17 protein-coding genes and 1 riboswitch are annotated in these 12,910 nt (G+C 65.3%); of the genes, 14 read left to right on the top strand and 3 right to left on the bottom strand.

Annotated features, from left to right (window positions below; translation table 11 throughout):
- The first annotated feature begins 16 nt into the window (after positions 1 to 16).
- Positions 17 to 91, top strand: a complete 75-nt coding sequence (locus GC088_RS15475; RefSeq protein ID WP_369299106.1) for a 50S ribosomal protein bL37 — start codon at positions 17 to 19, stop codon at positions 89 to 91.
- A 112-nt stretch (positions 92 to 203) separates the two neighbouring features.
- Here GC088_RS15475 and rsrA read toward each other — a convergent pair whose 3' ends face one another.
- Together rsrA and GC088_RS09710 are read right to left on the bottom strand one after the other, a co-directional pair.
- Positions 204 to 464 carry a mycothiol system anti-sigma-R factor gene (gene rsrA, locus GC088_RS09705; protein ID WP_323958805.1) on the bottom strand — a complete coding sequence of 87 codons (261 nt, stop codon included), beginning with the start codon at positions 462 to 464 and terminating at the stop codon, positions 204 to 206.
- Positions 461 to 1,216: a sigma-70 family RNA polymerase sigma factor gene (locus tag GC088_RS09710; RefSeq protein WP_323962028.1), complete on the bottom strand. Its 756-nt coding sequence runs from the start codon at positions 1,214 to 1,216 to the stop codon at positions 461 to 463. The genes rsrA and GC088_RS09710 overlap by 4 nt, the downstream gene beginning before the upstream one ends.
- A gap of 270 nt (positions 1,217 to 1,486) precedes the next feature.
- Here GC088_RS09710 and GC088_RS09715 point away from each other — a divergent pair, with 270 nt between their 5' ends.
- The 7 genes from GC088_RS09715 to GC088_RS09745 all read left to right on the top strand — a co-directional run bounded on the left by GC088_RS09715 (position 1,487) and on the right by GC088_RS09745 (position 8,410).
- Entirely contained in the window at positions 1,487 to 2,068 is a 582-nt protein-coding gene (locus GC088_RS09715) for a DoxX family protein (protein ID WP_323958806.1), read from the top strand.
- Positions 2,069 to 2,073: 5 nt separating this feature from the next.
- On the top strand, positions 2,074 to 3,414 hold the full coding sequence (gene aroA, locus GC088_RS09720; RefSeq protein ID WP_323958807.1) for a 3-phosphoshikimate 1-carboxyvinyltransferase: 1,341 nt from the start codon (positions 2,074 to 2,076) through the stop codon (positions 3,412 to 3,414).
- Positions 3,411 to 4,532 carry a ribosome small subunit-dependent GTPase A gene (gene rsgA / locus GC088_RS09725; RefSeq protein ID WP_323958808.1) on the top strand — a complete coding sequence of 374 codons (1,122 nt, stop codon included), beginning with the start codon at positions 3,411 to 3,413 and terminating at the stop codon, positions 4,530 to 4,532. The genes aroA and rsgA overlap by 4 nt, the downstream gene beginning before the upstream one ends.
- 159 nt (positions 4,533 to 4,691) lie before the next feature.
- Entirely contained in the window at positions 4,692 to 4,895 is a 204-nt protein-coding gene (locus GC088_RS09730; protein ID WP_323958809.1) for a cold-shock protein, read from the top strand.
- A 158-nt stretch (positions 4,896 to 5,053) separates the two neighbouring features.
- Entirely contained in the window at positions 5,054 to 5,881 is an 828-nt protein-coding gene (gene hisN / locus GC088_RS09735) for a histidinol-phosphatase (protein WP_323958810.1), read from the top strand.
- Between the two features lie 52 nt (positions 5,882 to 5,933).
- Positions 5,934 to 6,048, top strand: a riboswitch (SAM riboswitch).
- Between the two features lie 40 nt (positions 6,049 to 6,088).
- On the top strand, positions 6,089 to 7,447 hold the full coding sequence (locus GC088_RS09740; RefSeq protein ID WP_323958811.1) for an aminotransferase class V-fold PLP-dependent enzyme: 1,359 nt from the start codon (positions 6,089 to 6,091) through the stop codon (positions 7,445 to 7,447).
- Positions 7,448 to 7,630: 183 nt separating this feature from the next.
- On the top strand, positions 7,631 to 8,410 hold the full coding sequence (locus GC088_RS09745) for a class I SAM-dependent methyltransferase (RefSeq protein ID WP_323958812.1): 780 nt from the start codon (positions 7,631 to 7,633) through the stop codon (positions 8,408 to 8,410).
- Positions 8,411 to 8,416: 6 nt separating this feature from the next.
- Here GC088_RS09745 and GC088_RS09750 read toward each other — a convergent pair whose 3' ends face one another.
- On the bottom strand, positions 8,417 to 8,584 hold the full coding sequence (locus GC088_RS09750) for a hypothetical protein (RefSeq protein ID WP_323958813.1): 168 nt from the start codon (positions 8,582 to 8,584) through the stop codon (positions 8,417 to 8,419).
- Between the two features lie 149 nt (positions 8,585 to 8,733).
- On the opposite strand from GC088_RS09750, the gene GC088_RS09755 reads away from it, so the two are divergent.
- Genes GC088_RS09755 through GC088_RS09780 form a run of 6 tightly spaced genes read left to right on the top strand, consistent with a single transcriptional unit; the run spans position 8,734 to position 12,844 of the window.
- A complete protein-coding gene (locus GC088_RS09755) occupies positions 8,734 to 9,657 on the top strand; it encodes a metal ABC transporter substrate-binding protein (RefSeq protein ID WP_323958814.1) in 924 nt (307 codons plus the stop codon).
- Entirely contained in the window at positions 9,654 to 10,439 is a 786-nt protein-coding gene (locus GC088_RS09760; protein ID WP_323958815.1) for a metal ABC transporter ATP-binding protein, read from the top strand. The genes GC088_RS09755 and GC088_RS09760 overlap by 4 nt, the downstream gene beginning before the upstream one ends.
- Positions 10,440 to 11,318, top strand: coding sequence for a metal ABC transporter permease (locus GC088_RS09765; protein ID WP_323958816.1), 879 nt, complete (start codon positions 10,440 to 10,442; stop codon positions 11,316 to 11,318).
- Position 11,319: 1 nt separating this feature from the next.
- A complete protein-coding gene (locus GC088_RS09770; RefSeq protein WP_323958817.1) occupies positions 11,320 to 12,057 on the top strand; it encodes a metal-dependent transcriptional regulator in 738 nt (245 codons plus the stop codon).
- Positions 12,054 to 12,455, top strand: coding sequence for a fluoride efflux transporter FluC (locus GC088_RS09775; protein WP_323958818.1), 402 nt, complete (start codon positions 12,054 to 12,056; stop codon positions 12,453 to 12,455). The genes GC088_RS09770 and GC088_RS09775 overlap by 4 nt, the downstream gene beginning before the upstream one ends.
- Positions 12,452 to 12,844 carry a fluoride efflux transporter FluC gene (locus GC088_RS09780; RefSeq protein ID WP_323958819.1) on the top strand — a complete coding sequence of 131 codons (393 nt, stop codon included), beginning with the start codon at positions 12,452 to 12,454 and terminating at the stop codon, positions 12,842 to 12,844. Before GC088_RS09775 ends, GC088_RS09780 begins: the two co-directional genes overlap by 4 nt.
- Positions 12,845 to 12,910: the final 66 nt, after the last annotated feature.

The following is a 12,910-nucleotide window of genomic DNA, read 5'->3' on the forward strand; positions in this document are numbered from 1 at the left end:
AGGTAAGGAGGCAGCCATGAGCAAGCGTGCACGCAAGCGCCGTGATCGCAAGCGCGGCGGCGCTAACCACGGTAAGCGCCCCAACACCTGACATCACGGTCAAGCAGCAGAAAACCCCCGTACTCACGTGCGGGGGTTTTCTCGTTTCTTCCGCGGCCTCCTCGGGAGGCGGTGTGAAGCGCCTGCTGGCAGGGGCAAAGCGCCTAGTGGTCGACCGTCTTGATCTGGCTGATCCGGTCGAGGATGTTCGCCTTGAGCTTGGCCGGCGCAACCTCGGTGCAGGACCGCTTGACCACTGATCGGATGAGGCATTCGAGGTCATGCTCCTGCGCGCACTCCGGGCAGTCCTCAAGATGGTCCTTGATTTCTACGAGGTCAGCGTGCGAGAGCGCGCCGTCCAGGTACTCGTAAAGGCGTTCGATCCTCGAGTCATCGCAATCGCCAAGGCTATGGCAGTCGCTCATTTTCCGTTCTCCTGTGTTGTTCCACCGTCGGTTGTGGAAGCCCGTGAACCACCCATGCCGCGCTCGTGCGCGTATTCGGACAAGAGCTCGCGCAGGAGCTTCCGTCCGCGGTGCAACCGTGACATCACGGTACCGATCGGGGTGTTCATGATTTCTGAAATTTCCTTGTACGCGAACCCCTCCACGTCGGAGAAGTACACAGCCAGCCTGAATTCCTCGGGAATGGCCTGCAGCGCCTGCTTGACGTCCGAGTCCGGCAGGTGGTCGAGCGCCTCGACCTCGGCAGAACGCAGCCCGCTGGAAGTGTGCTCCGCGGCCTTGGCCAGCTGCCAGTCCTCAATCGTGTCCGAGTGCGACTGCAGGGGCTCCCGCTGCCGCTTGCGGTACAGGTTGATGTACGTATTGGTGAGGATCCGGTACAGCCAGGCCTTGAGGTTGGTTCCCGGCTTGTACTGGTGGAAGGCCGAGAAAGCCTTGGTGTAGGCCTCCTGAACCAGGTCCTCCGCGTCTGCCGGGTTGCGTGCCATCCTCATTGCGGCCGAGTACAGCTGATCCACGTACTGCATGGCATCCCGCTCAAACCGCGCTGTCCTGTCCGCCTCAGACTCGGTGGACAGGTCGAGTTCCTGATCTTCGGCCGGGGTGGACCCCGCCGCGGCTGTGGTATTCATTGCAGCAAAGTCTACGCGTCCGCGGGTCTGCCGGCGCTGTTCCGACCTGGCAGGAGGATCCACAGTGAGGCGTGGAACCATGCCGCGCACCGGTGTAGCTGTACCCAATCTGCTCCCCTGTCCCTGTTCAGTACCGGCTAGGTACCCCTTCGGTCCCTGTCTGGTCCCGCGACTTTCCCGGTTCCGGTATGCACAACCATCCCCCTGTGCGGGATATTCCGCCGCGGGCTCGCGCCGGATCGCCTGACTGCAGCAAAAGTGCAAAACTAGACCCATCCATGCACGGCTGTAACTGACTTCGATCGTCCACGTACATCCGGTGCCCCACGGCGCTGGTAACCAGGAGGCATTGTGACCCTTGTTCGCGTTCTAGCCCGCCCATTGCTCGCCAGCAGCTTCGTCCTCACGGGAGTTGACCGGCTCCGGAACACCGACTCCACAGCCTCCGCCTTGCGCCCCACGCTCGACCGCGTTGCGAAGGCATTCCCCTCTGCGCAGTCCCTGACGGACAACGAGAAGCAGGTCGCCAAGGTCCTCGGCGCCGCGCACCTGGGCGCAGCGGTCCTGCTTTCCATCGGCCGATTCTCCCGCCTGTCCGCCCTGGTGCTGGTGGGCACCTCCGCGCTGAACACGATCGTCGAGTTCAACAACGCAGACTCCTCCACTCCACAGGCGCGCAAGCAACGCCGCAACCAGCTCATCAAGAACCTTTCCCTGATTGGGGCCGTCCTCATCGCTTCCGTTGATACCAACGGCCGCCCGAGCTGGGCGTGGAGGGCCGAGCATTTCGCGGAGGAGGCGCGGCGTAATGCGCTGGCCCTGGGGCACGACACCCGCAGGACCGCACGCTCGCTGGCCCGCGACACCGAGAAGCGCCTGAAGAAGGCGGAGAAGGCCGTGCGTAAGACTGCCTCGAACGCGGCGGGTTCCTAGGGAGCATGAGCGCACTGTCACCGGCACCCTCCACGTCGTTCTGGCCGGCACCCTTTCCTGGCGGACCCGTCAACGCAACAGTTGAGGTTCCCGGGTCAAAGTCGCTGACTAACCGGTATCTGATCCTGGCTGCACTGGCAGACGGACCATGCCGGCTGCGTGCCCCGCTTCATTCGCGGGACTCGCGGCTCATGGCGGATGCGCTGCGCTCCCTCGGCGCGCAGGTTGAGGAGGTCGACGGTGATGGCAGGTTCGGCCCCGACCTCGTCGTGACGCCAATACCGGCTGGTCCCGGGGACGCAGCGGGTGACGCTTTCGTTGACTGCGGGCTGGCGGGCACGGTGATGCGGTTCGTTCCGCCGCTGGCGGCCCTGCGGAACGGACGCGCCTCCTTCGACGGCGATGAGCACGCGCGCAAGCGCCCGATGGGTGCGGTTATCGCCGCACTCCGGGGCCTCGGCGTCGAGTTGGAGAACGACGACGAAGCGCTCCCCTTCACGATCACCGGCACCGGCTCGGTGAAGGGCGGAAGGCTGGTAATTGACGCTAGCGCCTCATCGCAGTTCGTGTCCGCCCTCCTGCTCGTGGGTGCACGCTTCGACGAAGGCCTGCACCTGGAACATGTAGGCAAGGCGGTGCCCAGCCTCGACCACATTGCCATGACGGTGCGCGTGCTGCGTGAGGCAGGAGTCGCCGTCGATGATTCGGAACCCAACACCTGGCGAGTGGACCCGGGTCCGATCCGCGCCTTCGACGTCCGCATCGAACCGGACCTTTCGAACGCCGGCCCGTTCCTTGCCGCCGCCGTAGTGACCGGCGGCACCGTCCGCATGCCCCACTGGCCCACAGACACCACCCAGGTGGGTGCAAAGTGGCAGAGCATCCTTCCGATGCTGGGCGCCGACGTCGAACTGACGGACGATTCCACCCTTGTGGTCCGCGGTACGGGAACCATCCGGGGTGCGGAACTGGCAGACACCAGCGAGCTCGCTCCCACAGTGGCGGCAATCTGCGCCCTCGCGGACACCCCCTCCGTGCTCAGCGGCATCGCACACCTCCGCGGACATGAGACGGACAGGCTGGCCGCCCTCGTCGCCGAGATCACGCGGCTCGGCGGGGACGCCGAGGAAACCGCCGACGGCCTCATCATCCGGCCCGCCGCACTCCACGGCGGCAGGTTCCACACCTACGACGACCACCGCATGGCCACCGCAGGTGCCATCATCGGGCTCGTCGTGGACGGCGTGGAGGTCGAAAACATCGAGACCACCTCCAAGACCATGCCCCAGTTCCCCGAGCTCTGGCAGCACCTGACCACTACGGCCGAATCGAGCGCCCAGCGGTGACTCCAGCGGGATCCCGGCGAGGAACTGCTTCCTGGGATGAGTCTGATGTTCGAATCCGGCCCAACAAGAAGGGGTCGCGACCGCGCACCAAGGACCGCCCGGCACACGAGGACGCAGTCACAGGCAGGATCATCACCGTGGACCGGGGACGGTACACGGCTGTGGTGGACGAGGACACGGAGGCAGAGCGCACGGTCATAGCTGCGCGGGCACGCGAGCTGCGCCGGTCCCCCGTGGTCGCCGGTGACCTGGTCTCACTGGTCGGGGATGTCAGCGGCGAACCGGACACCCTGGCCCGGCTGGTGCGCATCCAGGACCGGCAGACCGTTCTGCGCCGAAGCGCTGACGACACGGATCCCGTGGAGCGGATCGTCGTAGCCAACGCCGAACAGCTGGTCATCGTTGTGGCGGCCGCCAATCCCGAACCGCGCACCGGATTCATAGACCGCGCACTCGTGGCCGCTTACGACGCCGGCATCCAGCCGCTGCTTTGCGTCACCAAGGCGGACCTGCGGGACCCGTCGGTACTGCTGGCCAACTATGAGCACCTTGACCTTGAGATCATCACAAGCCGCACCGCGGAAACTCCGGATGCCGTGCCAACTACCTCCGCAAGCGGGGCCTCCGCCCTCCTTGCACACCAGGCGATCGCCCAACTGAAGGAGCTGCTGGACGGCCGGGTCAGTGTGCTGCTGGGCCACTCCGGGGTCGGCAAGTCCACCCTGGTCAACGCGTTGACCGGCGCCAACCGGGCCACCGGCGGTGTGAACGCGGTGACGGGGCGCGGCCGGCACACGTCGTCGTCGGCCTTCGCCCTGAAGGCCGAGGATTCCTCCCCTGGAACGTGGATCATCGATACACCGGGCATCCGATCCTTCGGCCTCGCCCATGTGGAGCCCGACCGGATCCTCGCGGCCTTCCCGGATCTGGAACCGGGGACCCAGGACTGTGAACGCGGCTGTCGGCACGACGAGACCGCCGTCAACTGCGGTCTGGACGACTGGGTGGGATCCGGTTCCGCAGGTGAGTCAGGCCCGGTGCGGCTTGCATCGCTGCGCCGATTGCTCGGCGCAGGTGCGGAACAGGTACAGGGATCCAAGGAACTGGGGATGCACTAGAACCGGGTGACTCTGTTAGACTCAAGAAAGTTGTTGTGTTGCGCACGAATGTTTAAGCCTTGATTTCTCTACGGAGTTCGAAAGCTTTTTTTGCAGGCGGAAGAACACCGCGACGGGAACCCCGAAGTACGGGGGGATCCTCACACCCAAGGAAGTAAAATGGCAACAGGTACAGTCAAGTGGTTCAACGCAGAAAAGGGCTTTGGATTCATCGCTCCTGACGACGGCGGCGCTGACGTTTTCGCTCACTTCTCCGCAATCAACTCGAGCGGCTTCCGCTCGCTTGAGGAGAACCAGAAGGTCAGCTTCGAGACCACCCAGGGCCCCAAGGGCCCCCAGGCTGAGAACATCTCCGTTCTCTAGTCTCTAGAGCTTCCCAGGGAGGGACACCGGCTTCGGCCGCTGTCCCTCCCTGTTTTTAACCCTGATTCTTGGCGTGTATGTTTCGCATCGATGGTCCCGCGACGGTGGCCATTCCCTGTCTGCCGGTCGGCAGGCAGAGGTTGTTATAGGTTGAAAGTATGAACCTCCAGAGCTACAACGATGACCTGCGCCTTGCACATGTGATGGCCGATTCCGTGGACGACCAGACCATGTCCCGCTTCAAGGCGCTCGATCTGGCGGTTGAAACAAAGCCTGACTTCACGCCCGTCACCGACGCCGACAAGTCAGCGGAGGAGGCCATTCGGGGCCAGCTTTCGCGTGCCCGCCCGCGGGACGCGGTGCTGGGCGAGGAGTTCGGCAGCAGCGGGGCAGGATCCCGCCGGTGGATCATTGATCCCATCGACGGCACCAAGAATTTCGTCCGCGGCGTGCCGGTCTGGGCAACGCTCATAGCGCTGGTTGATGAGGGCCGTCCCGTCGTCGGCGTCGTAAGCGCGCCCGCCCTCGGGAAGCGGTGGTGGGCCGCAACGGGAACGGGAGCATTTACGGGCAAGTCGCTTGCCTCGGCAACCCGGCTGCGGGTCTCCAACGTCTCCCGGCTGGAAGACGCCTCACTCTCCTACTCCAGCCTGTCCGGCTGGAAGGAACGCGGGAACCTGCCCGAGTTCCTGTCACTGACGGAATCGGTCTGGCGCACCCGCGCCTACGGCGACTTCTGGTCGTACTGCCTGGTCGCAGAGGGCGCCGTGGACATTGCCTGCGAGCCGGAGCTCAACCTGTACGACATGGCTGCGCTGGTGCCGATCGTCACCGAGGCGGGCGGCCGGTTCACCTCGCTCGAGGGCGCCGACGGGCCTTTCGGCGGCAATGCGCTGGCAACCAACGGCACGCTGCACAGTGACGCGCTCAAGGTCCTCAACCCAACGCTGGACGACCTGCTCCAGGAAGGCGCTGCACCGGCGTAACGCCGTAACAATGAGGCAGGGAAGGATCGGACTGTCCTATCCTGAAGCCATTGGTCACGAGTGCCAGCGCAAAACCCCGGTTTGCTGGCCGGCAACCCTCCTTCCGCGGTGGGGTGCCCCGGGTGACGACCAGGCCGTGCCAGACCGTGGTACGGCAAGCGCGGGACCTCCCAGGGCGGTCCCTTGAGAGCACTGTGGGGTTATGCCATGAGCAATGCCGTCCTTGAAAACACCAGCAACGTCTCCGCCGAACCGCTGGCCGACGTCCTCGGCGCGGAGCTTCCGGCCCCGCTGATCGACGGCCGCACCGTCCGGTACGTGAACCTTGACTACGCCGCGTCGACGCCGGCTCTGGAGGCGGTGAACGACTATGTCCAGACGGTGCTTCCGTACTACGCGAGCGTGCACCGCGGTGCCGGTTATGCCTCGCAAATCTCCACCTCGCTGTATGAGAACGCGCGGCAGGCGGTGCGCAGCTTCGTAGGCGGCCGTAACGACGACGCCGTCATTTTCACGCGCAACACCACCGACGCCCTGAACCTCCTCGCCGGCTGCCTGCCGGCGGAAGGTGACGTGCTCTACCTGGACCTGGAACATCACGCCAATCTCCTGCCGTGGCTGGATCGGCCGCACCGGGGCCTGATTGCCGCACCGACCATCGAGGAAACAGTGGCTGCCGTGGAAGAGGAACTTCTCTCCGGCGGAGTGAGCCTGCTCGCCGTGACCGGCGCTTCCAACGTCACCGGAGAGGTCCTTCCCATTGCCCGACTCGCGGCGATTGCCCACGCGTCCGGGGCGCGCATCGCCGTCGACGCGGCCCAACTGGCGCCGCACCGGCGCCTGAACCTCCTCCGTGACGGGATTGACTACGTCGCCTTCTCGGGTCACAAGCTGTACGCACCCTTCGGAGCAGGTGTGCTGGTGGGCAGGCCGGACTGGCTCGACGCCGGTTCGCCGCACCTTGCCGGTGGCGGCGCGGTCAAGGCAGTGAAGGTGGATTCGGTGTCCTGGACAACCGGTCCGGCCCGCCACGAGGGCGGATCGCCCAACGTCCTGGGTGCGGCGGCCCTGGCGCACGCCACCCAGGTAATTTCCGGGCTCGACGAGGACGAGTGGCTGCGCCACGAGGCCGATCTCCGTAAAGCACTGGTGGAAGGGCTCAGCGGCCTGCCGGGCATCACGGTCCACTCAATTTTTTCCGACAGCACGGACGCCATCGGCGTCGTTAACTTTTCGGTCCATGGGTACGACGCCGGCCTGGTCGCTGCGTACCTGTCGGCGGAGCACGGCGTGGGACTCCGGGACGGCAAATTCTGCGCCCACCCTCTCCTGAAGCGCCTGGGACTGCCGTCCGGCTCACTCCGGGCAAGTTTCGGGCTGGGTTCCCGGCACGACGACGTCGATCGGCTGCTGACCGGCCTATCGGCACTCATTCGCGACGGTCTCGGCACCGATTACGTAGTCGACGCCGGGCGCTGGGTTCCCGCCGTCGAGACACGTTCCTTCCCTGAGTGGGCACCACACACACCGGGCACGGCCGGAGCCGCCCCCTGCACGACCGACTGAGGGCTCGCTACTCACTGCCTGGCAGCAGGTAGGGTGGCGCTTCAGCGGTGCTTTAATTGTGTGGTCAATTGCGTGGTTCGATTCGCGGCCTGAAGCGCCGTCGACATCCACCTCCACGTTCACTTCCACTTGAAGGTCCACTTCCACGTCCACTTGCACGTCCAGATTGCCAGGAGCTGCGCCATGGGTCCCGGAGGTCCCCGCCTCGCCGATCACCGCCGTCGGGAGCTGGCGCGGGGCTACCTGCAGGACAGCGAGCGCTACGAGCGGGTACGTCCGGGCTATCCGGATGCGTGCGTCGACTGGATTGTCCCCGGACCGCACGCACGGGCCGCCGACATCGGAGCCGGAACCGGCAAGTTCACCCGCGAGCTCGTGCGCCGCTGCCGCACGGTCACGGCCGTGGATCCGTCCGCAGACATGCTTGCCGTCCTGGCGCGGAATCTTCCCGAGGTTCGCTGCGAGGTGGGCACGGCTGAGGCGTCCGGGCTTGCCGAGGCCGGCTTTGACATCGTGACGATCGCCCAGGCGTGGCACTGGTGCGACCCCGTGCAGGCCAGCGCTGAGGCGGCGCGCATCCTCGCACCCGGCGGCATCTTCGCCCTCGTGTGGAACCAGCTGGACGTCAGCGTGCCCTGGGTGCACCGCCTCTCACGGATCATGCACGCGGGCGACGTCTTCCGGCCCACCTATCGCCCCCGATTCGGACCGAATTTTTCTGAACCCGAATCCATGGTGGTTGATTGGGTGCAGCGCCTTTCGGCTTCGGACGTCATAGAACTTGCCCGCTCCCGCAGCTACTACCAGAACGCGAAGGAACACGTCCGGGCCAAGGTTGAGGCCAACCTGAGGTGGTACCTCCACGAACACCTGGGCCACCCGGAAGATGCGGTCCTGGAATTGCCCTACCTCACGTATTGTTGGCGCGCTGCCAACGGGGAGCGCCGGACGACGACCAGCTAGGTTGAGCTACCCCGCGTTGCCCTCAGGACCGTTCTCTTCAGCGTCCGGGTCCGCGCCCTCGGCAGGCTCCTGCGGGTGCACTCCTGAGTCGACGGGAGTCTGGGAGCGGTCCCCCTCCGCGGGCTGCTCGGTGTGCGTGCGTGGCTGATCCTCGGACTGCTTTTCCTCACCCATGGTGAGCTCCTTCCATCTGTGCACCTGTCGGAAGCCACGCGCCGAAGCGGGCTTCAGCGCCCGGAGCGCCAGGTTCAACTCTGCACCGTGTCAGCCTCGCTGTCGAGGAAACACTGGTACACATAGGACAGAGCGAGCTAAATTTAGGTATGCCGAAAAATTGGATTGCGGCATTCCTCAAATGCACGGCCATCTCCATCGTCCTGGTTGTGGCCGGCTGTGGAATTCCGGCCGCTGAACGCACCGGGGCGCGACCGGACGAGCGGCCCCTGGTGCTGACCACCTTCTCCGTGCTGGCCGATCTCACCCGGGCAGTGGCAGGAGACCATGTACGGGTCGAGTCCATCACCAAGGTCGGCACTGAGATCCACGGCTACGAACCCACGCCATCGGACCTGATTCGCGCACAGGACGCCGACCTCATTCTCGACAACGGGCTCGGTCTCGAACGCTGGTTCGAGCGGTTCGTGCTTTCAGTCGACGCCCCGCACGTGGTTCTGTCAGAAGGCGTCGAACCGGTCGACATCCGATCGGGAAAATACAGTGGCCTGCCCAACCCGCATGCCTGGATGTCGCCGAGGGCCGCACAGACCTACGTGGACAACATCGTCGAGGCGCTCTCCGACCTGGATCCTGCCCACTCCCGGGAATACGCAGTCAACGGCGAGGAGCTGAAGAACGAACTGCGGGTCCTACTGAAGGAGCTGCAGGACGCCTTCGCCGACAGTGATGCCACCCCCGCCTTGGTCACCTGTGAAGGCGCCTTCTCGTACCTGGCACGAGACGCAGGTATCCAGGAGGCTTTCATCTGGCCCGTCAATTCCGACAATGAGGGGACTCCGCGACAAATCCGGGACGTCATATCGTTCGTCGAGGACAATCGGGTGCCCACGGTGTTCTGTGAATCAACCGTGAACCCGTCTGCACAGCAGCAGGTCGCCCGGAGTACGGGGGCGGACCTCGCAGGACCCCTCTACGTGGATTCGCTGTCCGGGGCCGACGGGCCCGTCCCCACCTTCCTGGAACTCCTGCGTCACGACATTGACCTCATCGTGGAAGGACTTGCGCCATGACCACTGCTCCTGTCTCCTTACCAGCCCCGCCGGCCATCGCCGTCGACGGCTTGAGTGTCTCCTATGGCGGTGTCGCTGCCCTGGACAGCGTGAGCTTCGTCCTCGAGCGCGCCCAGGTATGCGGCCTGATCGGTGTGAACGGGTCGGGCAAGTCCACGCTCTTCCGTTTCCTGATGGGTCTGGTGCCCGCACAGCACGGCTCTGTGTCCCTCTTCGGGCGCGGATCCCCAGCAGCACGAAAGGAGCGGCTGGTCGCGTACGTTCCGCAATCGGAAGACGTGGACTGGAACTTCCCCGTCTCAGTTCAGGACGTAGTGATGATGGGCCGCTACGCGCACATGGGAACCCTTCGACTCCCCTCACGCGCTGACCGGGCCGCTGTGGACAGCGCCCTGGAACGGGTAGGTCTGACTGAGCTGCGCACCCGGCAGATCGGGGAGCTTTCCGGCGGGCAGAAGAAGCGCGCGTTCGTAGCCCGGGGAATCGCGCAGGACGCCCAGCTTCTGCTGCTCGACGAGCCGTTCGCCGGCGTGGATAAAAGCAGCGAGGCAATGATGGTCGGGCTGTTGCGCGAGTTGAAGGACGAAGGGCGGACGGCCCTGGTGTCCACCCACGACCTTGCCGGACTCCCCCACCTGTGCGACCGCGCCATTCTCCTGCATCAGCGCATACTCGCCGAGGGCACACCTGAAAGCGTACTCACTTCCGCAAACCTCGCCCGGGCCTTCGGGCCCGCCGGCACTGCAGCCGCCGTTTCGTCGCCTACCGCGCCGGGAGCATAAATGGACCCCTTATCCTTCCTCCTTGAGCCTCTCCAGTACGGCTTTCTCACACGCGCGCTGGTGGTGACACTGGCGGCCGCCGTCGTTGCCTCGGTACTCTCCTGCTGGTTGATCCTGATGGGCTGGTCCCTCATGGGGGACGCAGTTTCCCATGCAGTGCTGCCCGGGGTGGCGCTTGCGTACATCGTTGGTGTTCCGTTCTCGATCGGCGCCTTCATCTTCGGGGTGGGCGCGGTTGCGCTCATCGGTGCCGTGAAGTCGACCACCAAACTGAAATCCGACACGGTGATCGGCGTCGTATTCACAGCGCTCTTCGCCGTCGGGCTGGCGATCGTCTCGCGGACGCCGTCGCAGGTCGACCTGATGCACATCCTGTTCGGAAACGTGCTGGGCGTGACCGACGGAGAGCTCTGGCAGGTTCTCATCCTCGGCTCCGTGACCCTGGCGATCGTGCTCATCAAGCGTCGTGACCTCACCCTGCTTGCCTTCGACCGCACGCACGCGCACGTTATCGGCCTGAATACCCGATTCCTCGGTGCGCTCCTGCTCGGCCTGCTGGCGCTGACCGTGGTGGTCGGCCTCCAGGCGGTCGGTATCATCCTCGTGGTGGCGATGCTGATCACTCCAGGGGCCACCGCTTTCCTGCTGGCACGCAGCTTCGACCGGATGCTGGTGATTGCTGTGGCGATCACCGCAACGGCATCGGTGGCAGGTGTCTACGCCAGCTACTACCTGGACATCTCGACCGGAGCCTCAGTGGTGCTGGCCCAGGCGCTGGCTTTCGCCGTGACCTATCTCGCTGCGCCACGCACCGGTTTGATTTCCCAACTACGACGACGGCGGCGTCCGGCCGTGCAGCCCGCCCGGCAGGCTTCCTGAGATGGCGCCCTTGGCCGGCAATCCCGGCGCGGATTCCGCGAGCGTACAGGACTACGTCAAAACCATCTACGCCCTGGCCGAGTGGCACGACGAACCCGTAACGTCCTCGCGGCTCGCCGCCCGGCTATCAGTGGCAAACTCTTCAGTCTCAGAGATGATCCGCAAGCTGTCCGACCTCGGTCTGGTGCACCACAAACCCTACCGGCCGGTCGAGCTCACCGCCGATGGACGGCTCCTGGCTCTGGCAATGGTCCGGCGTCACCGCCTCCTGGAGACCTTCCTGGTGCAGGATCTGGGCTACCGCTGGGACGAAGTGCATGATGAGGCGGAGCAGCTCGAACACACCGTGTCGGACGTGTTCATCGACCGGCTTGACGCGCGGCTCGGCTACCCCGCGACTGACCCGCACGGCGATCCCATTCCCACGTCGGCAGGTTCAATCACCCTTCCCGACGCCATACCGCTGGTCCGCTTCGATGACGGCCACAGCGGCAGGGTTGCCAGGATCAGCGACGAAGACCCGCAGTTGCTCCGGTTTCTCGCCGCCGAACGTATCGGTATCGGATCACCACTCACCGTTCTGCGACGCATGCCGTTCGGCCGGTCCGTGTTGGCTTGCGTGGACAACGACAGCGACAGCGACAGCGGTCCGCGCGAAGTGGTGCTGGGAGAAGAACTGCTCTCGTCAATCTGGGCGGAATCAACGGGGCAGCACGCCAACTGTAGTCTGGGCCCATGAGCACAGCCCCCGCCGGTCGTCCCCTGCGCATCGGGTGGGCGGCATGGACAGCGGTGGCCGTAGGCGGGTTTACGGGCACGGAAGCGCGTTACCTCCTCGGCTTGCTCATCCCCGAGGCTGCAGGGGGCTTCCCATGGACCACTCTTGCGATCAACGTGGTTGGAAGTTTCCTGCTCGCGTGGTTGACGGCCTCGTGGGCCGCCGGGACGCAAGTATCACCCTGGCTCCAGGCGGGCCTCGGGCCCGGGCTGTTGGGCTCATTCACCACCTTCTCCGCGGTCACCCTCGCCATCGGACTGCAGCCCGGTCTCCTCATCCCCTATCTGGGAGCGTCCATCCTCCTGGGGTTCGGAGCTGCGGCGGCCGGGATCGCTCTTGGGTCACGAGGGTCCGCATGATCGTCGCCTTGCTTGTGGGGCTCAGCGGGATGCTTGGCGCCTTGTTTCGGTTCAGCACCGACAGATGGTTCGAAGCCCGGCGGGCACGACGTCGGCCCGAAGTACCTCCCCGGGCCCCCTTTCCAGCCGGGACGCTCGTCGTTAACGTCGCCGGTTCCCTTCTGATCGGGTTGGCCGCCGGAGGTCTGGGAATGTCCAATCCCGACGTGTATCCCGTGTTGGCGGCCGGGCTGGCGGGCGGCCTCACCACATTCAGTACTTTCACCGTTGCCGCAGTGGCCCTATGGCGTGACAGGCGGCCGGGTGCCGCCGTCGTGCATGTGGTTGCCAACGCCGGTTGCGGGCTGGGCGCCGCCTGGCTGGGACTGATGCTCACCGGCGCAGCCTGAAGTGCCTGGGCAACGGGAAGCGCGCAGGGGAAAGGAAGCAGTCTGCCTAAACTGGGCTAGATCGAT

It is taken from the genome of Arthrobacter sp. JZ12, from assembly GCF_035189165.1.
In the GTDB taxonomy this organism is placed as follows: Bacteria; Actinomycetota; Actinomycetes; order Actinomycetales; family Micrococcaceae; genus Arthrobacter_D.